Here is a 21,872-nt window from a genome sequence, read left to right on the forward strand (position 1 = left end):
ACCAAGCCATGTAGCGCGGCCACATGGCGTCCTCTGCAACCCCGCTGTCAATCGGACGTTCGGCGACCATTCGGCGCAAGCGCGTGACTGGACCGACGACAGCAGAGGGGGAGATGATCTGCGGTATTGAATTACCGTATCTTATTCTCTCTCAGAGGTTTGTACGCTTGTACAAATAAAATGGACCTGTCAACGAAAAACCAACTAGATGCGCGCCCCAGCCGATCGCGACCCTGTTGGCATCCTAAGAATCCCCATCGCGATGTGGATGGAGTTTCCAGCCTCTCACTTGCAGAATTTGAACACGCGAGACGCTTGGCCGCTCCGGCGTCCGAGATACCCACGTCTCCAATCTCCGAGGCTGAATACGCAATGTATACTAGAATCTATTCAATCGTCGCCTCAAGGACAAAAATATCCTATTATAATACCTCGGTTGTATACACCTGAATCGCTCCTCGAAATTGGCCCATTTTACCACTTGAAGGGAGTCCCGCCGCGGGGCTCTGTCCCGCGTCTCATCACCTGCGCCCGACCGCGCACTCTAGAAAATGCTCATGCGCTTCCGTCTGTTTTCGATAGCTGCCGCAGTCGTCCTGCTGGCCCTGAGCCTTGCGGGCTGCGGCACCGTCAACGAGAAGCTCTCGGCCGGCATGGGCGACTACGTCCCGCAATGGGCCGGCGGCCTGCCGGCGGACGCCCCGCCGCGCCCGGGCACGCCGCAATACGATGCCTACATGAAGGAACGCGAGCGCAAGCGGCTGATGCCTGCGGCGGATCGCGAGAAGGAAGAGCAGGCGCAGAAGGGCGCGACGGGCACCACTTCGAGCGATGCGGTACGCTGAGCGGGGCGAATGGCGATAGGCAGTGGCGAGCATGCCCCCTTTTCAGTTCGCCACTCACAATTCGCTAATCCACGAACACCACAGTCTTGCGGCCGTTGAGGATGACGCGGTCGTCGAGGTGATAGCGGATCGCACGCGCCAGCACTCGGCGCTCGATGTCGCGACCCTTGCGGACGAGGTCTTCCGGCGTATCGCGGTGGCTGATGCGCTCGACGTCCTGGTCGATGATCGGGCCCTCGTCGAGATCGCGGGTCACGTAATGGGCTGTCGCGCCGATCAGCTTCACGCCGCGCTCATGAGCCTGGTGATAGGGCTTTGCGCCCTTGAAGCCCGGCAGGAACGAGTGATGGATGTTGATGCAACGGCCGGACAGATTGGCCGACAGATCATCCGACAGGATCTGCATGTAGCGAGCGAGCACGACGAGATCGGTCCCGGTGCTGGTGACGAGATCGAGGATCTGCGCCTCCTGCTCGCGCTTGGTCTCCTTGGTGACAGGCAGATAATGGAACGGGATACCGCCGAAATCGAGCCCTTCATAGACCTCGCGCGGGTGGTTGGAGACGATCGCGGCCAAGGTCATCGGCAATTCGCCGGTGCGCCAGCGATAGAGGATGTCGACCAGGCAGTGGTCGGACTTCGACACCAGCAGCATCACCTTGCGATGCGCGGCACGGTCACGCATCTGCCACTCCATGCCGAAGCGTTCGGCGATCGCAGCGAAGCCGGTCTGCAGCGCGGACAGTTCCACTGCGAGATCGGCCGCGGTGAACACCACGCGCATGAAGAACTTCCCGGTCTCGATGTCGTCGAACTGTTGGGCATCGAGAATGTTCTGTCCGGAATTCGCCAGGAAGGTCGACACCGCCGAGACGATGCCGGGACGATCCGGACAGGACAGGGTCAGAACGTATTGATGATCGGTCATGACTTTTGAAGAAACCGCTCGTGATGACGATTTGGGCAGGCTTCGCGGAACGACCCGCGATTTGCGCCCTGCTCTAGCACCAGGGCGACCCTTGCGCCAATCCCGACGACGGAGTCAGGATGAATCGACGATTGCAATTTGTTTGACTGACCGGAGCACGCCCATGGCCGACCGTTTGAGCGGCACCCGCATCCTGATCCTGGAAAGCCGCGAGGAGGCGCAGTTCTCAAAGCTCCTGGCCGAGCAAGGCGCCGAGGTCGTGCAATGTCCGATGTTCACCATCCAGGATGCGCCGGACCCGGCTCCGGTCGACGCCTGGATTCGCCGCGCCATCGATAAGCCATTCGACGACCTCGTGCTGATGACCGGCGAAGGCCTGCGGCGGATCATGAAGCTCGCCCGCGCGCGCGCCCTCGACCAGGCCCTGATCGCGGCGCTCGCCAAGTCGCGGAAATTCACCCGCGGCCCGAAACCGGGCAAGGCGCTGCGCGAAATCGGTCTCGATGCGCAGCAGACCACGGAGAAGCCGACCACCGAAGGCGTGATCGAGATGCTGGGCAAGCTCGATCTAAACGCGCATCGCCTCGGCCTGCAGCTTTATCCCGACAAGGACCACAGCGCGCTGACCGGCGCGCTGGCCGCGCAAGGTGCAGAGGTCGATACCGTGTTGCCTTATGCCTATGACGCCCAGGCTGCGGACGCCAACATCATCACGGCCATCGACGAGATGGCGGAAGGGCGGATCGATTGCATCGCTCTGACCAATCTCGGCCAGGTCCGCCGCCTGATCGATGCCGCGAAGGCGGGTGGCAGGGAGGCGAAGTTGCGCACGGGCTTGGAGCGGACGCTGATCGCGTCGGTGGGACCCGCAGTTTCGGGCGAACTCGCCGCGCACGGCCTGCGCACGGACGTCTCGCCGGTGGAAGACCACTATTTCATGCGCCCGTTGATCTCGGCGATAGCGGCAGCGCTCGCGAAGAAGCAGGTCGAGGGGACCTAAGTGCCCTACCCGCGCGTGACGCGATACACGCTGGCGTTTCCTTCAACGCCGCGGAGAGGGCGCATCAAACACCGCGATTGCGTGCCCGGAAAGGAGATCGGTCACTCCCGGCGCGGAATACAGCGCTTCCGAGATACAAATCTCGCCGGCATCCGCCAGCGACTGCACACGCGCAGCAACATTCACGGTCTGACCGAAATAATCGAGATTGTCGTTCAGGGTAACGGCGATGGAAGGGCCGCAATGGGCGCCAATCTTCAGAATGATGCTGGGATCGCCATGCTCTGCGTTGTGGCGTTCGATTTCGCCCAACATGTGGAGCGCCGCCGCAACCGCGTCCGTTGGACGAGAGAAAACCGCCATGACCGCGTCCCCGATCGTCTTGACGACGGCCCCGCAATGCTCCTGGATGGTCGCGCCGAGCAAGGCAAAATGTTCCCGGACCAGCGCATAGGCGTTGAGATCGCCGAACCGCTCGTACATGGCGGTCGAACCCTTGAGATCGGTGAACAGCAACGTCACCTGCCGGATACCCAGTCCCTCTCTTTCGTCCACGCGTTCTGATCTGAACAGCCGGCGAAACGTCTGCCTGGCAAGCAACATCCCGCCGGACATGTAGGGATCGAAATCAAGCGGCGGCTTGGTCGCTTGAGCCAGAACCTCAGGCGGCCAATTGATCAGCAGCAAGGAGCCTCGCATCGCTCCGGAGTTCTCGGTCTCGACAGTGACGAGTCCCGGCGGGACCGCGGCCAGCGAAGACGAAAAGCGCTGCCCATCGTATCCAATTCGCAGGATTGTCGGCGTGGGTGCCGGCTCGCCAGCCACCGCAACGACGAACGCAGCCTGGGTTTGGATATTGACCCCCGCCAGAGCACCGGGACCGAGCTCGCAGCGAATGGTCGTGGTTGAGTCCGGCGGCAAGAATGAAAGGCCACGAACGAACGCATGCAAATGGTCGAGAAAGCGGATTTGCTGGCCCGGTATCCGCGCGTCGTTCAGAAATCGAAGCTTCCAATGGAAATCCTCGACCGAAAGGGATTCGGGATCATGGAACGGAAGCCGCCGCAGTTGCGGCGACACGGTAAACGTGACCTCGATGAAGTCGTCGAGATCGGTTTCGCCTGTGACGTCGCACAAGCCACAGACATAGTGGGTCTTGAGCGTCCGCAAGGCACCGAAGCTATCGAGCACCATGCCGGATTGGGGACAAACAACGTCCCACCTCATCTCGAACAACCCGCTTCTCGTTGCGTAGAGAAACAGGTCGATGCTTTCCGGCTCCGCTACGGCGCGGTCGCGCGCGAATGCCAGAGGATTGACGCGGTAGAGCGATAAATCGTCACCGCTCCGGATCAGCGTTTCGAATTTGGAGATCACGCGGGGGCTCCAGGGCCGGGCCTGCTCGATCTCGGTCATCTTGCTTTCGAGGAGCCGTTCCTGAATCTGGGTCATTGCACGCCCGGGTCTTTGCCTTCGTCACGCAAACGCCTGGTCGCGGCTGCACCTCGAGCGCGAAGGCTCATGCCCTCTGCGGCCAAGGGCAGCGCGCCAAGCAGCCGTCGACACCTAGCCCGCGACCTGCGCGGCAGCCGACATCAACTCCTGCGGGTTCGGCATCCCGAACATGCGCTGGCCGCCTTCGGGCACTTCAGTAAAGCTCCAGCGTACGACCCCTTCCCGATCGAGCAGGAATTGGCCGAACAACTGGCCGTGGCCGGCAGCCAGCATGCGCTGATCAGCCTCCGTTATTTCGTAGCCGTCCTTGTTGTTGAGGATGTCAGACGCCGCAACCGGATTCATCGGCTCCGGCAATTCGCCCGGCAGATCCATCCGCATGCCCATCACGACGTTCATGCCCACCTTGTGCGGCCATTCAGTCTCGCTCTCGGTAAACTCGAGATTGGGCAGTCCGAACGCGCGGTGCGAGACCCGCTCGGGATCGGACGCAGCGAGCAGATTGGGCAATGGATGATATCTGAAGTAGAGCCGTGCGCGCTCGATCGGCGTGTTGACGACAGTGAGACTTTCAACGCCCTTGTCGCGCAGGGCCGTGTCGAGCTGCGCCTGTGCCGCGATGTGGCGGCGGCAGAACGGGCAATGCAGGCCTCGAAACAGGCCGACTAATATCGGACTTTGCCCGCGGAAATCGTCAAGCGCGATTTTTCCTTCGCGCGTAATTGCGTCCAGCACGATGTTGGGTGCGCGATCGCCTGGTTGAAGCGGTCCATCGAAACGACGTTCTGACATGGCTGAACTCCCTCACATGACCTAGTCAAGAAATGGCAGTACAATCAGTCCGGCGGGATCGAGCCCGTGCCTGGTGCAGACATCATCGGCCAGCGCGAAATAGCGCTCGGCTTCGGGCATGTCGCCGCGATCAAGATTCAGTGTCGCAAGACCATCATAGCATGGAAAGAGCTGCTGCGGCTCGCCGGTTTCGCTCGCGACCTGGATCGCCTCATTGTAGCACCGGGCAGCCTGATCGGGCCGGAAGTGGCACTGATGGATTTGCCCGAGTACGATCAGAGGTACGGGGAGATGCTCGCGCTGATCGAGCGCCCGGTCGATCTCGATCGCCTTTTCGGCGGCGGGCACACCTTCGTCGGTGCATCTATCCGTGAAGGTGCAACAAGCGACGGCAAAATTGGCAAGAAGGCGCGCCTGGAACCCGAGATCGCCAATGCGATGCGCGACATCGAGCCCACGTCGACAAACCTTGATGGCCTGGGCCGGGTCGACAATCGTGTAGAGCACCGCGAGATTGGTGTAGCCGCGGCAGGCCACGTTGAGAAGGCCGGCGGCCTCGGCTGCTGCGACACTTTGCTCCACCTCGCGCACCGCATCCTGGTGTCGTCCAAGCCGCGCCAGCGCAACCGCCTTGGTGTTGAGGGCCTCGGCAACGGCGCGCGCGGCCTCGAGTGCGCCCTGTTCGTCCGCGGCCGCTGGCGCGGATCGGGCGTAGCCAAGTGCCTCGTCCGCCCATCTCGCGGCGGCCACATGATCGCCCATCCGAAAGGCGAGACGGCCGCGCTCCTGGGAGAGGTGTGCCCATTCGATGGGCGCTTCTGTTCCGCCAAGGCGTTCAGCCGCCGCGGCGTAATGCGACTCTGCCTTGATCCGCTTGCCGGCGTCCCACAACAGTCGGCCAAGCTTGCGAAGAATGCGCGCTTCGCCGACGCGATCCGCTGCAGCGCGGTTCCCTTCCAGCGCTCTCTGATAGTGCTCCTCGGCCGTGCTGCGACGACCGGTCGCGCCACAGAGATCCGCGATCCGCTCGTACAGGACAATCCGCTCCGGATCGCATTCGCCGTTGGTCAACAGCACTGACAAGGCCTGTTGATAGAGACGGATGGCATCGTCATTGGCGTAGGTTGCACGTGCTCGATCGCCGGCGGCGCGCAGATAACGCGCGCCCTTTGGCTTGCGCGCGCTGAGGCTGAAGTGATGTCCGAGCAGAATGAGGTCCTCGAGCCGCTCGGGCTCGTCGCCGTAGAGCTGCTCCAGCGCGGCACCAATGCGTCCATGAAGCTCGATCCGCCGCTGCAACAACAGGTTTTGATAGATCACGTCCTGAAGCATCGTCTGCGTGAAACGGTAGCACCGCAGCGAAATCGAATTGGCGCCCGCGACTTCCTCGACAATCTCGGCGTCGCACAGAAGCTCTACTCCCATTTCGACCTTCGCCTGCCCTGTCGCTACTGCCTCGAGCAGGGTCGCATCGAAGCGCGGGCCGATCACCGCAGCCTCCTGCGCCAGCCGCCGCACCTCATGCGGCAGCCGATCGAGCCGCGCCAACAACAGTGCCTGGATGCTCGCCGGGATATCGGCGGCGGCTTCATCCGACTTGATCCGCCACTGCGAACCGTCGCGTTCCAGCGCGCCGGCTTCGATGAGACCGCGGATGATCTCCTCGAGGAAAAGCGGATTGCCGCTCGCGCGCTCCAGGATGCGGCCAAACAGATTTCCCGGCGGCTCCCGCCAACCATGGCTGAAAAAAGCCGCGAGCAGCTTTTGTCCGTCGGCATCACCGAGCGGAGGCAATCGGATGGTTGTGTGGCTGATCCGGCCCGAACTGAACTGATCCAGCTCCAGCATTGGCCGATGCGTAAACAACAGCATCAGCCGCGTGCGCTCCAACCGGTCCATCAGGAACCGGAGCGCTTCGAGCGACACGGCATCGGCCCAGTGCAGATCCTCGACAATGATCAGAAGCGGCGACAAGGCCAGACGCCGTTCGAAGACGGTCCGGATCGCAAAGAATATCTGCCGCCGGAGCTGTTCGGGCTCGACATGCCGCAATACGACGTCCGCACCGCCGAGACCGAGAACATGGACATAGAGCGGCATCAATCGCTCTGCTTCCGCAGGCGCAAGGCCAAGCTCGGACAGAGCTTCGGCGAGCCGCGCCTCAGCCTCGGCGGCACTGGCCTTCTGCGCGATGCCGTAGGCGCTGCGGAGCACGGCAGCGAGGGTACCGTAGGATTGCTCGCCGAGCGGCGAGCAGACGGCCTGCCGGATCGCCACAGCCTCGAAGCGCTGTTCGTCGCGAATACGAGCGACGAACTCGTTCACGAGGCGCGTTTTGCCGATGCCCGCTTCGCCGACCAGCCGCACCAGTTGCGCCGCCCCGCCGCAGGCGCGATCGAGGCTGCCGATCACGCGGGCAAGCTCGGCATCGCGGCCGATCAAGGGCGCACTGAGACCCAGCGTGTCCAGGCCTCGTGCCGCGCGCGGCATCTCGAGCAGCCCCTTGAGACGATGGACGAGGACGCTGCCCATCTTGCCCTTGAGCGAGACCTCGCCGAGCGATTCATACGCAAATGCATGCCGGGTCAGGCGGTAGGTCAACGGCCCGACCAGCACCTGGTCCGGCGGCGCCATCGACTGTAATCGCTGAGCGGTATTCACGGTGTCCCCGGTCACCGAGTAGGATTTGGCAACGCCCACACCCAATCCACCCGCAACCACATGCCCGGTATTGATCCCGACATGGAGCAGCAGCTGTGAACCGGCGAACGCCCTCACCCGTTCGCTGAGCCGCTCCGTCCGTTTGATCATGTCGATGGCAGCCCGGACCGCCCGCTCCGGATCGTCCTCGTGCGCGGCCGGCGCACCGAACAGCGCCAACAGCGCATCGCCGATGAACTTGTCCACAAAGCCGCCGAAGTCTTGCACGGCCGCCGTCAGTTCCGCGAACAATTCGTTCTGAAGCGTCTGCATGACCTCGGGGTCGAGGCGTTCGCTCATCGCAGTGAAGCCGCTAAGGTCGGCAAACAGCACGGTGATGGTGCGGCGATTGGCTTCGCTGTCGATCCTGTCCGGCTGCGTTCGAAAGTGCTGTTCAGGGTCCGTTGTCGGCGCCAGCGGCGGTGAGGACGCCCTGATCGGCGCCATCGGCCGGTTCGCCCCCGCCTGGCCCCCCGATTGAAGGGCCTCGCTGACGACGGCGCCACATTTCGGGCAATACGCGAAATCCGGTGCGCAGTCATAGCCGCAGCCGGGGCATGCTTTCGGCTGCTTCGTGCCGCACTTCGGGCAGAAGGCAAAGCCGCTCTGAACCTCAGAACCGCAACCCGCGCACGCCATGCCCAAGACCTTTCGTGGCCCGAGACCGGACCAGCATGGGCTTGACGCGCCAGAAGAGCAAGCGCGCGTCCGGTGTAACCCCTCCCCGGCCCGGGCTCAGCGGGCAGCAATGCTGCGGCTGCACTGGCAACTGATGGATCGCCGCGGCGCGCCAACCCGCACGCAAGCCGCCGCATATCGGCATGCGACAGCGTCAATTGACACGAGCACCATCACCGCTACGTTGCCGAACAGAAGAACAAATAACAAGGGCCGGGAATCGTCGTGAAACCCGTCAACGCATCTTGAGCATACCCCCGAGACCTTCCGCGCTCGCGCCGTTCCGCATCCGCAACTACCGTTTCCAATGGCCCTCGGACCTGCTCACCTCCTGGGCGTTCGAGATCGAGACTCTGGTGCTCGGCTGGTACATCCTGGTCCAGACAGGCTCGGTGCTGCTGCTCACCATTCTCGCGTCGCTGCAATATATCGGGACGCTGATCGCTCCGGTGCTCGGGATGGTCGGCGATCGCATGGGTCACCGCGATCTTCTCGTCGTGCTGCGCCTCGCCTATACGGTGCTCGCCTCGACCATCATGGTGCTGGCGCTGACCGGTCACCTGGCGCCGCTCAAGGTGATGATCATCGTGACGATCATGGGCCTGATCCGCTCCTCGGATCTCGGCCTTCGCAGCGCGCTTCTCGCCGACATCATGCCGGCCGAGCTGCTGGTGGGTGCGATCAGCCTGTCACGCACGACCCAGGACAGCGCGCGCATCGCCGGGGCGCTCACGGGAGCCGGACTGTTCGCGACTTTCGGCATCGGCAAGGTCTATATGGTGATCGCCTGCCTTTATTTTGTGGCCGCTGGTCTGATGCTGTGCCTGGCCCGACCGGCGAAGTCCGCCGAGCATCGTGCGGTCGAGGCTCATTCGGGCTCGCGGCTGCTGCGCGATCTCAAGGAAGGCATCGTGTATTCCTGGAACGGGCCGGCCATGCTGGCCGCGCTTTGCGTCGCGTTCCTTGTCAATCTCACCGCGTTCCCGCTGACGAACGGCTTGCTGCCCTACATCGCACGCGACATCTTTCATACCGACCAGACCGGTCTCGGCTATCTCTCGGCGAGCTTCGCCTTGGGTTCGCTGATTGGCTCCGTCACGCTCAGTCTGGTCAGCGGCCTGCGCATCGCCCGGCTCCTGATCGGCGCCACGCTGGCCTGGTACACGCTGCTGCTGGTGTTCGTCGAAATCAGGGCCATGCCGGTCGCGATGGCTTGCCTCGTGCTGGCGGGCGTCGCCCAGAGCATATCGATGATTTCTGCCGCCGTGATTCTGATGCGGACGGCCAGCGCGCATCTGCGCGGTCGTGTGATGGGGGTGCGGATGATGGTGATCTACGGCTTGCCGATCGGATTGCTCGCGGCCGGCAGCCTGATCGACATCATCGGCTATTCCGCGACGGGGTCGCTCTACGCCGCCGCCGGCTTCATCGCAATGCTGGCCATCGCCGTCCGCTGGCGCGCCGACCTCTGGCCGGTGCACGCCCCCGCCAATGCACGCTAGTCGCCATATCCGCGCAGCCGCTCGACGTTGAGGATGGTGACGCCGCCGTACTCCAGCCGCAGCAGCCCCTCCTTCTCCAGCCGGTTCAGCGCGCGATTGGCGTTCTGCCTGGACATGCCGGAGAGCGCCCCGATCTCCTCCTGGGTGATCTCCAGATGTGCGGTCGATTCCGGATAGAGGATCGGATTGAACAGCGAGGCGATGCTCCGGGCAAGCCGGGAGGTCGCATCGAGCGTGCGGTTGACCTCGAGCATGCCGATGAACTGGCCGAGCCGCTCGTTGAGCTGGCGCACCAGGAAGCGGTTGAAGCCGACGCTGTTCTCGAACAGCCACATGAAGGCCGGGCGCTCCATCAAGGCGACACGGCTGACGCGCAGCGCGACCACGTCGTAGCGGCGCGGCTCGTTCTTGAGCACGCTCCCCTCGCCGAACCAGGCGCCCGCGGTCAGCCCCGCAAGGCTGGTCTCCTTGCCGTCGCGTGAAACGCCGCCCATGCGGGCCAAGCCGCTTACCATACCGGCCCAATACTCGAATTTATCCCCGCGCATGAACACGGTCTCGCCGGTGCCGTAGGATCGCTCCGTAATGCCGGCGCGGGCCACCTCGATCTCCGCCGGCGTCAGTTCGCGCGACCAGGCGGCGACGCGCTTCAGTTGATCCTCTGAAATCATGATCGAGAGGCCAGCCGCACCGTTTCGTCACTCCATCCATTATTGCATTGCAGCATGATCGCCCCGGCCCACTATCGGACGAAAGATGGGCCGCGGCCGCCCAGAAAAACTTTGTCGCAGAATTGTCAGGCCGGAGACATTTCAAAATAGCGCTTTCCCCTATTGAGAGCCACTTCGGGTGATGCGGCTTTTGATCCCAACGGGGACGAAAGTGGCGCGGCTCCGGCCGGGACCATGTGCTGCATGGCCTCGCCGGCACGGCCGTACTAGGATCGCCCGGGAGGAACGGACGAAGAGCGCCCCTGAATGCGCCATCACCGGAGGGATTTGCTTGGTGGCTACCAGTCTCGAAGTGCGCGGCGTGTCCTTGCGATTCGGCGGCGTTCGCGCGCTGACCGACATCAGCTTCGCCATCAACGAGGGCGAGCTGTTCTCGATCATCGGCCCCAACGGTGCCGGCAAGACCTCGATCGTCAACTGTATTTCCGGCCGCTACAAGCCGACCGAAGGTCAGCTGTTCTATAAGGGCCGGGACATCACGGGCCTGACGCCGAATGCGCGTCCCAAGCTCGGCATCGGCCGCACCTTCCAGAACCTGGCGCTGTTCCACCACATGAGCGTGCTCGACAACATCATGGTCGGCCGCCATCACCTGCTGAACAACAACTTCCTCACGGGCTCGCTGTACTGGCTCACCGGCGCACGCAAGGAAGAACTCGTGCACCGCCGCAAGGTCGAGGAAATCATCGACTTCCTCGATCTCCAGTCGGTGCGCAAAGCGCAAGCCGGCACCCTCTCCTACGGCCTGCGCAAGCGCGTCGAACTCGCCCGCGCCATGGCGCTGGAGCCGCGCCTCATCCTGCTCGACGAGCCGATGGCCGGCATGAATTTCGAAGAGAAGGAGGACATGGCCCGCTACATCGTCGACCTCAACGAGGAGTTCGGCATGACCGTCGTCATGATCGAGCACGACATGGGCGTGGTGATGGACATCTCCCACCGCGTCATGGTGCTGGATTTTGGACGCAAGATCGCCGATGGCGATCCCGCCGCCGTGCTCGCCGATCCCCACGTCCGACGCGCTTATCTCGGCGAAGAGGACGAGGCGCTGGTCGATCCTGACGACGCCCCGCCGGCGCAGGAGACCGCGGCATGATGGATTATGGAGGGCGCATCGCGAAGGCCGACACCTATCCGAAGATGCTCCGGCTCAACGCAAGGGAGCACGGCAACGAGATCGCGTTGCGCGAAAAGGATCTCGGCCTCTGGCGTCCCTTCACCTGGAACGAATACCAGACCCGTGTGCGCGAGTTCGCGCTCGGCCTGATCGAGCTCGGCCTTGGCCGCGGCGACGTCGTCGGCATCATCGGCGACAACAGGCCGGACTGGGTTGCTGCGGAAATCGCGACCCACGCGATTGGTGGATTGAGCCTCGGGCTCTACCGCGACGTGCTGGACGAAGAGGCCTCCTATCTTCTCAATTACGGCGAAGCCCAGCTCGTCTTCGCCGAGGACGAGGAGCAGGTCGACAAGCTGCTGGCGCTGGCCGAGCGCGTGCCCGATCTGAAGCACATCATCTATTCCGATCCGCGCGGCATGCGGAAATACGACGACCCCAGGCTGATGCCGGCGGAGACCCTCGCCGAGCTCGGCCGCGCCCGCGCCGCCCGCGAGCCGGAGCTCTACGACCGCCTCGTCGACGCAACCAAGGGCGAGGACGTGGCGATCCTCTGCACCACGTCGGGCACCACCTCGCATCCGAAGCTTGCGATGCTCGCCGCCGGCCGCGTGCTCGGCCATTGCGCGACCTACCTCGCTTTCGACCCCAAAGGCCCTGATGACGAGTACGTCTCGGTGCTGCCGCTGCCGTGGATCATGGAGCAGGTCTACGTCCTCGGCAAAGGCCTGCTCTGCCGGATGAAGATCAACTTCGTCGAAGAGCCCGATACGATGATGAACGATCTGCGCGAAATCGCGCCGACCTTCGTGCTCTTTGCCCCACGCGTCTGGGAGTCGATCGCCGCCGATGTCCGCGCCAAGGTGATGGACGCAACGCCGTTCAAGCAGCGCCTGTTCGACATCGGCATGAAGTCGGGGCTTGCTGCGCTCGACCAAGCCAGGCGCTCCGGCTTTGCCGATGCGGTCCTGTTCCGCGCGCTGCGCGACCGTCTCGGCTTCACCCGCCTGCGCTCGGCCGCCACCGGCGGTGCCGCGCTCGGGCCTGACACCTTCAAGTTCTTTCAGGCCATGGGCGTGCCGTTGCGCACGCTCTACGGCCAGACCGAGCTGCTGGGCGCCTACACGCTGCATCCCGAGGGCAAGGTCGATCCTGATACGACAGGCGTGCCGATGGCCGACAGCGTCGAGATCCGCATCGACAATGCCGACGTCCACGGCGTCGGCGAGATCGTGGTGCGGCATCCCAACATGTTCCTCGGCTATTACAAGAACCCGGAGGCGAGCGTCGCCGATATCAGGGACGGCTGGATGCTGTCGGGCGACGCCGGCTATTTCAACGTCAACCGCCAGCTCGTCGTCATCGACCGCATCAAGGATCTCGCCGAGACCTCGCGCGGCGAGCGCTTCTCGCCGCAGTTCATCGAGAACAAGCTGAAATTCTCGCCCTATATCGCCGAAGCCGTGGTTCTCGGCGCGGGCCGCGACGCGCTCGCGGCGATGATCTGCATCCGCTACTCCATCATCTCGAAATGGGCGGAGAAGAACCGGCTCTCGTTCACGACCTATAGCGACCTCGCCTCGCGACCCGAGGTCTACAAGCTGCTCCAGAAAGAGGTCGAGACCGTCAACGCCACGCTGCCGCCGGCCCAACGCATCTCGCGCTTCCTGCTGCTCTACAAGGAGTTGGATGCCGACGACGGCGAGCTCACCCGCACACGAAAAGTGCGCCGCGGCGTCATCAACGAGAAGTACGAAGCCATCATCGACGCGATCTACCGCGGCGCCTCCGACATCCCCGTCGACACCGTGATCCGCTTCCAGGACGGCACCACACAGCGGGTACGCACCACGCTGCGCGTGGTGGATCTTGGCGGGGGCGGGCACATGGCGGAGGCGGCGGAGTGATGACGCTTTCATCCGAGAATGCTGCTGCCCTTCGCCTCTCCCCGCCTGCGGCAGCCGTATCTCATATGCACTCCGTCATGACGAGCGAAGCGAAGCAATCCAGACCGTCTCCGCGGAAAGATGCTGGATTGCTTCGCTCCGCTCGCAATGACGCTGTGGGTGCGTCAGGAAACCATACATGAACACCGCCTTCCTCGTTCAGCTCCTGGTCAACGGTCTCGTCGTCGGCACGCTCTATGGCGTGGTCGCGATGTCGTTCGTGTTGATCTACAAGGCGACGCAGGTCGTCAATTTCGCGCAAGGGGAATTGCTGCTGGTCGGCGCCTGGGTGTGCTGGGCGCTGCTGGCGAAGTACCAGGTGCCGTTCTGGATCGGCATGCCGATGACGCTGGTGTTCATGTTCGTGTTCGGCATCGCGATCCAGGTCCTGATCCTCAGGCCGATGATCGGCGAGCCCATCATTTCCGTCATCATGGTGACGATCGGCCTCTCCACCGTGCTGCAGGCGACGCTGAAATGGATGTTCGGCGTCAACCCGCAGCCCTTCCCGCGGGTGTTCGAGAGCCAATCGGTCGGCCTGTTCGGGCTGCAGATCCAGACCGTTTACGTCATGAGCCTGGTCGTGTCGGTCGCAATGATGATCGGCATGGCCTGGTTCTTCCGAGCCTCGAAATACGGCCTCGCGATGCGCGCGACCGCGTTCAACCAGCAGGTGGCGCAGTCGCTCGGCATTTCCGTCAAAAGCGTGTTCGCGATGGCCTGGGCGATCTCGGCGACAGTGTCAGCGGTCGCAGGCGTCGTCGTCGCAGTGGTCAACGGCGTATCCTCGGGCCTTGCCGCCTACGGCATCAAGGTGTTTCCCGCGGCAATTCTCGGCGGACTCGATTCGGTCGGCGGCGCCGTGCTCGGCGGCATCATCATCGGCCTGCTCGAGAACGTCGCGCAATATGTCGACAGCGAATACCTGCACTGGGGCAATCTCTACGAGATCGCGCCGTTCTACGTCCTCATCATCGTGCTGATGATCAAGCCCTACGGCCTGTTCGGCACCCACGACATCGAGCGGATCTGATCCATGGCCGGCCCTGCCCTCATTCCCGCTGGTGATTTCCGCACCTCCTACGCGGCCGACACCACGATCTTCCCGACCAGGACCAGCCGCAACTTTGCGATTCTGGGCGTGCTGCTGCTCTGCCTCGTGCCGCAATTCCTCGGCGGATACTGGCTCAGCATGCTGATCCAGATCGGCATCTTCTCCATCGCAGCGCTGGGGCTGAACATCCTGGTCGGATTCACCGGGCAGATCTCGATCGGCCACGCCGCCTTCTTCCTGCTCGGCGCGTTCACGTCCGCCTACATATCCAACAATGCGCCGATCCCGGTGTTCTTCGCGATCCCACTCGCCGGCGTGGTCACCGCGCTGGTGGGACTGATCTTCGGCATTCCCGCGGCGCGGCTGAAGGGCCTCTATCTCGTCATCGCGACGCTTGCGGCGCAATACATCCTGCTCGACTTCTTCTCTCGCGCCGAGTGGTTTTCGGGCGGCTCGGTGCCGGCAAGCGCCGAGCCGTTCTCGATCTTCGGCTACACATTGCGCGGCGACCGGCAATATTTCTACGTCGTGCTGGCCTATGTGCTGGCAAGCTACATCCTCGTCACCAATCTGATGCGAACGCGCGACGGCCGCGCGCTGGTGGCGATACGCGACCATTATCTCTCCGCCGAGATCATGGGCATCAACCTGACCAAGTACCGTACGCTGTCGTTCGGCCTCGCCGCTTTTTTCGCCGGCATCGCCGGCGCGCTCTATGCGCACTACCAGCTCGTGGTGTCGCAGGAGGGTTTCGGCATCGAGCGCTCGATCCTGTTCCTGGCCATGATCATCATCGGAGGCACCGGATCGATCATGGGCACGCTGATGGGCACCACCTTCGTGGTGCTTCTGCCTGAGACGATGGAGTTGATCAGCCTTTATCTGAAGGGCGGAGCGATCGACAAGGCGCTGTCACTCAACAACAACATCACCTTCCTGCGCGAGATCGCGATCGGTGTGATCATCATCGTGTTCCTGATGTTCGAGCCTGACGGCCTCGCGCATCGCTGGCGGCAGATCAAGGCATACTGGAAACTCTACCCGTTCTCGCATTGAGCTCGGGCAACGCTCTAACCAACGAATAACAGGAGGAGGCAACCAATGAAGACGAAATCCCTTTTGAGCACCGCATCGCTCGCGCTGGTGATCGCGGCTTTTTCGGCCAGCGCGCAGGCGCAGATCGCGATCGGCCATCTCGCCGATTATTCCGGCGGCACCTCCGACGTCGGTACGCCCTATGGCCAGGCGGTCGCCGACACCTTTGCCTGGGTCAACAAGAACGGCGGCGTCGGCGGCAAGCAGCTCACCGTCGACACCAACGATTACGGCTACCAGGTGCCGAAGGCGATCGCGCTCTACAAGAAGTGGTCGGCACCGGACAGCAAGGTCGCCGCGATCATGGGCTGGGGCACCGCGGACACCGAAGCGCTGACCGGCTTCCTCGCCCAGGACAAGATTCCAGACCTCTCCGGCTCCTACGCCGCCGCTCTCACCGATCCCGAAGGCACCAGCGGCAAGGCCAAGCCCGCTCCTTACAATTTCTTCTACGGCCCGAGCTATTCGGATTCGCTCCGCGCGATGCTGATCTGGGCGGCCGAGGACTGGAAGGCCAAGGGCAAATCAGGCAAGCCGAAATTCGTGCACATGGGCGCCAATCACCCCTACCCGAACGCGCCGAAGGCCGCCGGCGAAGCCATGGCGCAGGAGCTCGGCTTCGAGGTGCTGCCGCCGCTGGTGTTCGCGCTGGCGCCGGGTGACTACAGCGCACAGTGCCTGAGCTTGAAATCCTCGGGCGCCAACTACGCCTATCTCGGCAACACTGCGGCCTCCAACATCTCGGTGATGAAAGCGTGCAAGACCGCCGGCGTCGAGATCCAGTTCCTCGGCAATGTCTGGGGCATGGACGAGAACGCCGCCAAGACTGCCGGAGATGCCGCCAATGGCGTGATCTTCCCGCTGCGCACCGCGGTGAGCTGGGGCGGCGATGCGCCCGGCATGAAGACGGTGATGGAGATCTCCAAGATGTCCGACCCGTCAGGCAAGGTTTATCGTCCTGTCCATTACATCGCCGCCGTCTGCTCGGCGCTGTACATGAAAGAGGCGCTCGACTGGGCTGCCAAGAACGGCGGCGCCACCGGCGAGAACGTCGCGAAGGGCTTTTACCAGAAGAAGGACTGGGTCCCGGCAGGCATGGAAGGCGTCTGCAATCCCTCGACCTGGACCGACAAGGACCATCGCGGCACGCTGAAGGTCGATCTCTATCGCACCAGCATCACAGGCGCGACCGACGGCGATCTCAACGACCTCATGGCCAAGGGCACGATCAAGCTCGAGAAGGTCAAGACGGTCGAGCTGCCGCGCAAGGCAGAGCTGCTGGGCTGGTGAGCGCAGCTTTCACCACACCCACAACTGTGATCCCCCGCGAAGGCGGGGGATCCAGTACGCCGCGGCCCTCGGGGAACGTCAGGCGTCTCTGGAATACCGGGTCGCCCGGTCAAGCCGGGCGACGACAGCGGAGTAATTAAGCATGACCGAAACCGCAGAAGCCGCTCGTCCCTCCCCAAGTGTCGTCCCGGCGCCGCCCCTCCTTGCCGTGCGCAACATCGAGGTCGTCTATGACGACGTCATCCTGGTGCTGCGCGGTCTCAGCCTCGACGTGCCCAAGGGCGCGATCGTGGCGCTGCTGGGCGCCAACGGTGCCGGCAAGTCGACGACGCTGAAGGCGATCTCGGGGCTCCTCAAGACCGAGGACGGCGAGGTCACGCGCGGCGAGATCCTGTTCGAGGGCGAGCCGATCGCCGGAATCGATCCCGACAAGATCGTCCGCCGCGGCATCTTCCAGGTGATGGAGGGTCGGCGCATCGTCGCCGACATGACGTCGCTGGAAAACCTCAAGCTCGGCGCTTTCACCCGTAGCGATCGCGCGATCGACGCCGATCTCGACATGGTCTTCAACTATTTCCCGCGCCTGAAGGAGCGCACGGGCCTCGCCGGCTATCTCTCGGGTGGCGAGCAACAAATGCTCGCGATCGGTCGCGCACTGATGGCGCGTCCGAAGATGATCCTGATGGACGAGCCGTCGATGGGCCTGTCGCCGCTGCTGGTGAAAGAGGTGTTCGCGATCATCCAGAAGATCAACCGCGAGCTCGGCGTCACCATCCTGCTGGTCGAGCAGAACGCGCGCGCCGCGCTGTCGGTGGCGAGCCACGGCTACATCATGGAGCAGGGCAAGGTCGTGCTCGACGGCACCGCCGACGAGCTGCGCGACAACGAGGACGTCAAGGAATTCTATCTCGGCGGCGCCGGCGACCAGCGCAAGAGTTTCAAGAACCTCAAGAGTTTCAAGCGGCGCAAAAGGTGGCTTTAACAAAGCGTTTTCAAGCGAAGCGGGAACCGGTTCGCGTGAAGAAAACGCGTCAAAACACAAGCGTCTTATTCAAGCACCTGCTCCGCTTCCGCGACCGCGCAGAGAACATGATAGAACGACGACGCAGGAATGGTGTCGATCAGCGATGTGCCGTCGCTGTCGAACTGGTCGTACCAGCCGCCTCGCACGGGATGGCTGAGGTAATGCCGTTCGAGCCGCACCAGCGCCGCACGCGCTTCCTCAGCCGCACCTGCCTCGCCGGACTCGGCCTGCGCCATCCAGGCCTTCGCGATCTCGGTCTGCGGCCACAGCCGGCGCGTCGAGCGGCGGATGTTGCCGGCGTCGTCGCCCTCGTCGACGAGACAGCCGGTGGCCGCGTCGCGATAGCGCTGCGCGGTCGCGAGCAGCTCGGCGCGCCGCTGGGCGGTGGGACAGCCCGTGATGCGTTCAAATCCCTTCAGCAGCCAGACCCATTCCGCCTGATGGCCGGCCTCGACGCTGACAGGCTCGATTTTGGACCAGTCCTCCTCGAAATATTCCCCGAGCGCACATGTCCGCTTGTCGTAGAGATTGGCGAGGAACAGCGCGAAAAACTCGCCGGCTCTGTTCTGGAACGACAAATCGTGGGTCGCGTCGAAACACGCGATCATCGCCTCGAACAAATGCATCTGCGGGTTCTGCCGGCGCGGCAGCGACAGCGGCAGGCCTTCATGGACGCCCCCATGGGGCGAGCGCAGATGGCCGTCGAGAAAGGCGAGCAGCGCATCGATCTCGGCGCGAATTTGCGCGTCCTGGTCGAGCGAGTAGACCGTGGCGAGCGCAAACAGGATGAACGCATGGTCGTACGCATCGCGCCGCGCATCCAGCACCGAGCCATCAGGCGTCAGCCGGTGCACATAGCCGGGCTTGCCGTCCGGCGCTTTCGCTTTGGCCAGCATGTGCTCGAGCCCCTTCAGCGCAATGGCGCGACCTTGCGGATACCAGCCCATCTGCGCCGCCTTGGCGTAGCAATAGATTTGCCGCGCCTGCACGAACACGCGCCGGGGCGCAGCCACGTCGGCCGTACCGTCGCGGTGCAGCCGGTCGATGAAGCCGCCTGTCGCCTGGTCCCAGCCGACGGTCGACCACAGCGGGATCGCATCCTCGATCATGCGGCGCTTCAGGCGCGCGACGACGCCCGCCGTCTCGTCCGCTGGAATGATGCTTTCGTCCGCCATCGCGTCCTCTCCACGCCCTGCCAAAGGCCGTCTGATACCCATGCAGGGGGCGGCGCGCAACGGATGCCAACCCGGAAAGACCCGCCATGACCGCTTATTACGACGCCCTCGAGACGCGCGATCATGCGGCGCGCGAGGCCGACCTGTTCGCCCGCCTGCCGGACGCGCTGCGCGGCGCCATGGCCGCGCCGGCCCATGCCGAGCGGCTCAAGGGCATCGATCCCGCCTCGGTGACCTCGAGGGCCGCGCTGGCGGCCCTGCCGGTGCTGCACAAGTCGGAACTGCCCGCCCTGCACAAGGCCTCCCAGCCCTTCGGCGGCTTGGTGGCGGCGGCGCCGGGGTCGTTCGCCCGGCTATTCACTTCGCCGGGGCCGATCTTCGAGCCGGAGGGACGGCAGGCCGATCCCTGGCGCGGCGCACGGGCGCTGTTCGCGGCCGGGTTCCGCACCGAGGACATCGTGCTCAACACCTTCAGCTACCACCTGACGCCCGGCGGGTTCATTTTTGACTCGTCGGCACGCGCGCTCGGCTGCGCCGTGATCCCTGCCGGTCCGGGCAATACCGAGCAGCAATTCGAGCTGATCGAGGCCTATCGTCCGGTCGGCTATAGCGGCACGCCCGACTTCCTGAAGATCCTGCTCGACGCCGCGACGACCGCGGGCCGCGACGTTTCCTCGATCAAGCGGGCACTGGTCTCGGGCGCGGCGTTCCCGCCCTCGCTCCAGGCCGAGATCAAGGCGCGGGGCATCGACGCCTACCAGGCCTTCGGCACCGCCGATCTCGGCCTTATCGCGTTTGAGACCGCGGCGCGCGACGGCATGGTCGTGAACGAGGACCTGATCATGGAGATCGTCAAGCCCGGCACCGGTGATCCCGTGACGCCGGGCGACGTCGGCGAGATCGTGGTGACCTCGCTCGATCCGCACCATCCCTGGATCCGGCTGGCGCTAGGCGACCTCACTGCAGAGCTAGCGGGCCCAAGCAAATGCGGCCGGACCAATATGCGCATCAAGGGCTGGATGGGCCGCGCCGACCAGACCACCAAGGTCAAGGGCATGTTCATCCGCCCCGAGCAAGTGGCCGAGATTGGCAAGCGCCATCCCGCGCTGGGGCGGCTGCGGCTCGTCGTCGTCCGCCAGGGCGAGGCCGACGCGATGACGCTGAAGGCGGAATGCGCCGAGTCAAGCGATGCTCTGCGGGAGGAAATTGCCGCCACCTTGCGCGCGGTGACGAAGCTCGGCGGCGGCGTCGAGCTGGTCAGCCCGGGCGCGCTGCCGAACGACGGCAAGGTGATCGCAGACGAGCGCTAAAAGCACCCCAACCCCAATTCCCAGCTAACAGGGAATTCTGCAGGGAAAACTCGGCGGCGGAGCCTCGCTCGGCGTTGAAGCGCGCCAGCAAGTGCCTGGAAAACACGGCAGTTGGGCACTGAAGCGCCGAAACGGTATCAGGGAAATGTTCGGAGCCGATCAGGGAAGGCGATGCTCCCGAACAGGGACCGTGAAGCGCGGAGAAGCGTATCAACCCATCGCGGATGCCGAGATTTGAGCAGCTCAGAAAGATGTTCGAGCTACCCCAGCCCTACCTCCCAATGGCTGATTCCAAGACCCCACGGCGGCCTATCTCGATAGTCTTTATTACCACGCACCGCCAAAGACGTCCGGTAATCGATGTGGACGTGTTTTGGCTACCAGCGATCGGATGCACTTTTGCCGCCACGGCGCTAGAGATCGTAACGAGGACCGTAGCGCTACGGATTGAACGTTAAACGCCTGAGCCTCACGTCTGATCTTTGGGGGCCCTATTAGCATCCAGAGGGACAACATGCCCCATCTCGAACTACAATGGGACAAACGCAATAAGCGACGCTCGATTGCCGATGCCCTCAACGTTCTGCACCAGCACGCTGCTTTCGACGGGGCGCGGACCGTAAAAATCCGGATCGGCGGCTTGCGACTTCCCTCACAAGATATCGTCGGCTTGGTCGGCGTTTGTGCCGAGAACGCGGCGGCGGAGACAGCTTTAACCGTCACGCTCCCCACCTGCAAGAAAGTTTGGGCCCGACGTCTCGGCCGCGAGGACCTCGAAGAGTTCGACATCTTTCAACTCGACGGAGCGACCGTCCATGGCAATGGCAATGTCGAGCTTGTCGATGGGACGCGGCTTCGCGCGGTCGAGGTGGTCCCCGCCTTGCTGCCCTATAACGTGACCGATCTCGACTGGCGTATTCTACATCATACCATCGCGATCATGAAGGCCGAGCAGGAGTGCTACACGTACCCGATCCGCTTTGCGCAGCCCACCGATGCGCTCGATTGCAGCAAAATGCCGGCCCTCAGAGGGAAGGTCCCGCCGCGAAAGGAGATACTGCGGTACATTGCGAAGCAAGATCCTGCGCTTAAACTCCCGTCCAGGCAAAAGATAGACGACACATTGCGCAAGTTCGGTATGCTGTAGCCAGTCACCGCGTCGAATGCGGCGCCTCGGATCGGTTGCAGCTGCTTCAGGCGCTTTGTTGCCACAATTCCATTGGCATCACA

General features: G+C 63.6%; 16 protein-coding genes and 1 pseudogene. 11 read left to right on the forward strand and 6 right to left on the reverse strand.

The window, feature by feature from the left end:
- The first annotated feature begins 551 nt into the window (after positions 1-551).
- A complete protein-coding gene (locus ACVIIW_RS33585; RefSeq protein ID WP_456704623.1) occupies positions 552-845 on the forward strand; it encodes a hypothetical protein in 294 nt (97 codons plus the stop codon).
- A 64-nt stretch (positions 846-909) separates the two neighbouring features.
- Here ACVIIW_RS33585 and purU read toward each other — a convergent pair whose 3' ends face one another.
- Complete coding sequence (gene purU, locus ACVIIW_RS33590; RefSeq protein ID WP_456704624.1) at positions 910-1,773, reverse strand: formyltetrahydrofolate deformylase; 864 nt, start codon at positions 1,771-1,773, stop codon at positions 910-912.
- 163 nt (positions 1,774-1,936) lie between these two features.
- Here purU and ACVIIW_RS33595 point away from each other — a divergent pair, with 163 nt between their 5' ends.
- Positions 1,937-2,773: a uroporphyrinogen-III synthase gene (locus ACVIIW_RS33595; protein WP_456704625.1), complete on the forward strand. Its 837-nt coding sequence runs from the start codon at positions 1,937-1,939 to the stop codon at positions 2,771-2,773.
- Between the two features lie 5 nt (positions 2,774-2,778).
- Here ACVIIW_RS33595 and ACVIIW_RS33600 read toward each other — a convergent pair.
- The 3 genes and pseudogenes from ACVIIW_RS33600 to ACVIIW_RS33610 form a co-directional block, all read right to left on the reverse strand.
- A pseudogene (locus tag ACVIIW_RS33600) lies at positions 2,779-4,225 on the reverse strand (DUF5939 domain-containing protein).
- 114 nt (positions 4,226-4,339) lie between these two features.
- Positions 4,340-5,020, reverse strand: coding sequence for a peroxiredoxin-like family protein (locus ACVIIW_RS33605; RefSeq protein ID WP_456704626.1), 681 nt, complete (start codon positions 5,018-5,020; stop codon positions 4,340-4,342).
- 21 nt (positions 5,021-5,041) lie between these two features.
- The gene (locus ACVIIW_RS33610; RefSeq protein WP_456704627.1) at positions 5,042-8,359 is read right to left on the reverse strand and encodes an adenylate/guanylate cyclase domain-containing protein; all 3,318 of its coding nucleotides are present in this window, start codon (positions 8,357-8,359) and stop codon (positions 5,042-5,044) included.
- Between the two features lie 284 nt (positions 8,360-8,643).
- Here ACVIIW_RS33610 and ACVIIW_RS33615 point away from each other — a divergent pair, with 284 nt between their 5' ends.
- Positions 8,644-9,900, forward strand: coding sequence for an MFS transporter (locus ACVIIW_RS33615; RefSeq protein WP_456704628.1), 1,257 nt, complete (start codon positions 8,644-8,646; stop codon positions 9,898-9,900).
- Here the strand turns inward: ACVIIW_RS33615 and ACVIIW_RS33620 are convergent.
- The gene (locus ACVIIW_RS33620; protein WP_456704629.1) at positions 9,897-10,571 is read right to left on the reverse strand and encodes a Crp/Fnr family transcriptional regulator; all 675 of its coding nucleotides are present in this window, start codon (positions 10,569-10,571) and stop codon (positions 9,897-9,899) included. The genes ACVIIW_RS33615 and ACVIIW_RS33620 overlap by 4 nt on opposite strands.
- A gap of 334 nt (positions 10,572-10,905) precedes the next feature.
- Here ACVIIW_RS33620 and ACVIIW_RS33625 point away from each other — a divergent pair, with 334 nt between their 5' ends.
- The 6 genes from ACVIIW_RS33625 (at position 10,906) to ACVIIW_RS33650 (ending at position 18,115) form a co-directional block, all read left to right on the forward strand.
- Positions 10,906-11,727 carry an ABC transporter ATP-binding protein gene (locus ACVIIW_RS33625; protein WP_456704630.1) on the forward strand — a complete coding sequence of 274 codons (822 nt, stop codon included), beginning with the start codon at positions 10,906-10,908 and terminating at the stop codon, positions 11,725-11,727.
- On the forward strand, positions 11,724-13,655 hold the full coding sequence (locus ACVIIW_RS33630; protein ID WP_456704631.1) for an AMP-binding protein: 1,932 nt from the start codon (positions 11,724-11,726) through the stop codon (positions 13,653-13,655). Before ACVIIW_RS33625 ends, ACVIIW_RS33630 begins: the two co-directional genes overlap by 4 nt.
- Positions 13,656-13,833: 178 nt before the next feature.
- The gene (locus ACVIIW_RS33635; protein ID WP_456704632.1) at positions 13,834-14,727 is read left to right on the forward strand and encodes a branched-chain amino acid ABC transporter permease; all 894 of its coding nucleotides are present in this window, start codon (positions 13,834-13,836) and stop codon (positions 14,725-14,727) included.
- Between the two features lie 3 nt (positions 14,728-14,730).
- Positions 14,731-15,804, forward strand: coding sequence for a branched-chain amino acid ABC transporter permease (locus ACVIIW_RS33640; protein WP_456704633.1), 1,074 nt, complete (start codon positions 14,731-14,733; stop codon positions 15,802-15,804).
- A 45-nt stretch (positions 15,805-15,849) separates the two neighbouring features.
- Positions 15,850-17,133 carry an ABC transporter substrate-binding protein gene (locus tag ACVIIW_RS33645; RefSeq protein ID WP_456704634.1) on the forward strand — a complete coding sequence of 428 codons (1,284 nt, stop codon included), beginning with the start codon at positions 15,850-15,852 and terminating at the stop codon, positions 17,131-17,133.
- 142 nt (positions 17,134-17,275) lie between these two features.
- Positions 17,276-18,115 carry an ABC transporter ATP-binding protein gene (locus tag ACVIIW_RS33650; RefSeq protein ID WP_456704635.1) on the forward strand — a complete coding sequence of 280 codons (840 nt, stop codon included), beginning with the start codon at positions 17,276-17,278 and terminating at the stop codon, positions 18,113-18,115.
- Between the two features lie 65 nt (positions 18,116-18,180).
- On the opposite strand, the gene ACVIIW_RS33655 is transcribed toward ACVIIW_RS33650, so the two are convergent.
- Positions 18,181-19,332, reverse strand: coding sequence for an AGE family epimerase/isomerase (locus tag ACVIIW_RS33655; RefSeq protein ID WP_456704636.1), 1,152 nt, complete (start codon positions 19,330-19,332; stop codon positions 18,181-18,183).
- An 86-nt stretch (positions 19,333-19,418) separates the two neighbouring features.
- Between ACVIIW_RS33655 and ACVIIW_RS33660 the strand changes: the two genes are divergently transcribed.
- Together ACVIIW_RS33660 and ACVIIW_RS33665 are read left to right on the forward strand one after the other, a co-directional pair.
- Entirely contained in the window at positions 19,419-20,642 is a 1,224-nt protein-coding gene (locus tag ACVIIW_RS33660) for a phenylacetate--CoA ligase family protein (RefSeq protein WP_456704637.1), read from the forward strand.
- A gap of 514 nt (positions 20,643-21,156) precedes the next feature.
- Entirely contained in the window at positions 21,157-21,789 is a 633-nt protein-coding gene (locus ACVIIW_RS33665; RefSeq protein WP_456704638.1) for a hypothetical protein, read from the forward strand.
- Positions 21,790-21,872: the final 83 nt, after the last annotated feature.

The organism is Bradyrhizobium sp. USDA 4449 (genome assembly GCF_054056275.1).

Excerpts from the sequence above, each read along its gene's own strand:
- ACVIIW_RS33620 (WP_456704629.1), bottom strand. The coding sequence starts at position 10,571 with ATGATTTCAGAGGATCAACTGAAGCGCGTCGCCGCCTGGTCGCGCGAA.
- ACVIIW_RS33635 (WP_456704632.1), top strand. The coding sequence starts at position 13,834 with ATGAACACCGCCTTCCTCGTTCAGCTCCTGGTCAACGGTCTCGTCGTC.
- ACVIIW_RS33655 (WP_456704636.1), bottom strand. The coding sequence starts at position 19,332 with ATGGCGGACGAAAGCATCATTCCAGCGGACGAGACGGCGGGCGTCGTC.
- ACVIIW_RS33605 (WP_456704626.1), bottom strand. The coding sequence starts at position 5,020 with ATGTCAGAACGTCGTTTCGATGGACCGCTTCAACCAGGCGATCGCGCA.
- ACVIIW_RS33645 (WP_456704634.1), top strand. The coding sequence starts at position 15,850 with ATGAAGACGAAATCCCTTTTGAGCACCGCATCGCTCGCGCTGGTGATC.
- ACVIIW_RS33610 (WP_456704627.1), bottom strand. The coding sequence starts at position 8,359 with ATGGCGTGCGCGGGTTGCGGTTCTGAGGTTCAGAGCGGCTTTGCCTTC.
- ACVIIW_RS33665 (WP_456704638.1), top strand. The coding sequence starts at position 21,157 with ATGCCCCATCTCGAACTACAATGGGACAAACGCAATAAGCGACGCTCG.
- ACVIIW_RS33650 (WP_456704635.1), top strand. The coding sequence starts at position 17,276 with ATGACCGAAACCGCAGAAGCCGCTCGTCCCTCCCCAAGTGTCGTCCCG.
- ACVIIW_RS33585 (WP_456704623.1), top strand. The coding sequence starts at position 552 with ATGCTCATGCGCTTCCGTCTGTTTTCGATAGCTGCCGCAGTCGTCCTG.
- ACVIIW_RS33660 (WP_456704637.1), top strand. The coding sequence starts at position 19,419 with ATGACCGCTTATTACGACGCCCTCGAGACGCGCGATCATGCGGCGCGC.
- ACVIIW_RS33595 (WP_456704625.1), top strand. The coding sequence starts at position 1,937 with ATGGCCGACCGTTTGAGCGGCACCCGCATCCTGATCCTGGAAAGCCGC.
- purU (WP_456704624.1), bottom strand. The coding sequence starts at position 1,773 with ATGACCGATCATCAATACGTTCTGACCCTGTCCTGTCCGGATCGTCCC.
- ACVIIW_RS33630 (WP_456704631.1), top strand. The coding sequence starts at position 11,724 with ATGATGGATTATGGAGGGCGCATCGCGAAGGCCGACACCTATCCGAAG.
- ACVIIW_RS33640 (WP_456704633.1), top strand. The coding sequence starts at position 14,731 with ATGGCCGGCCCTGCCCTCATTCCCGCTGGTGATTTCCGCACCTCCTAC.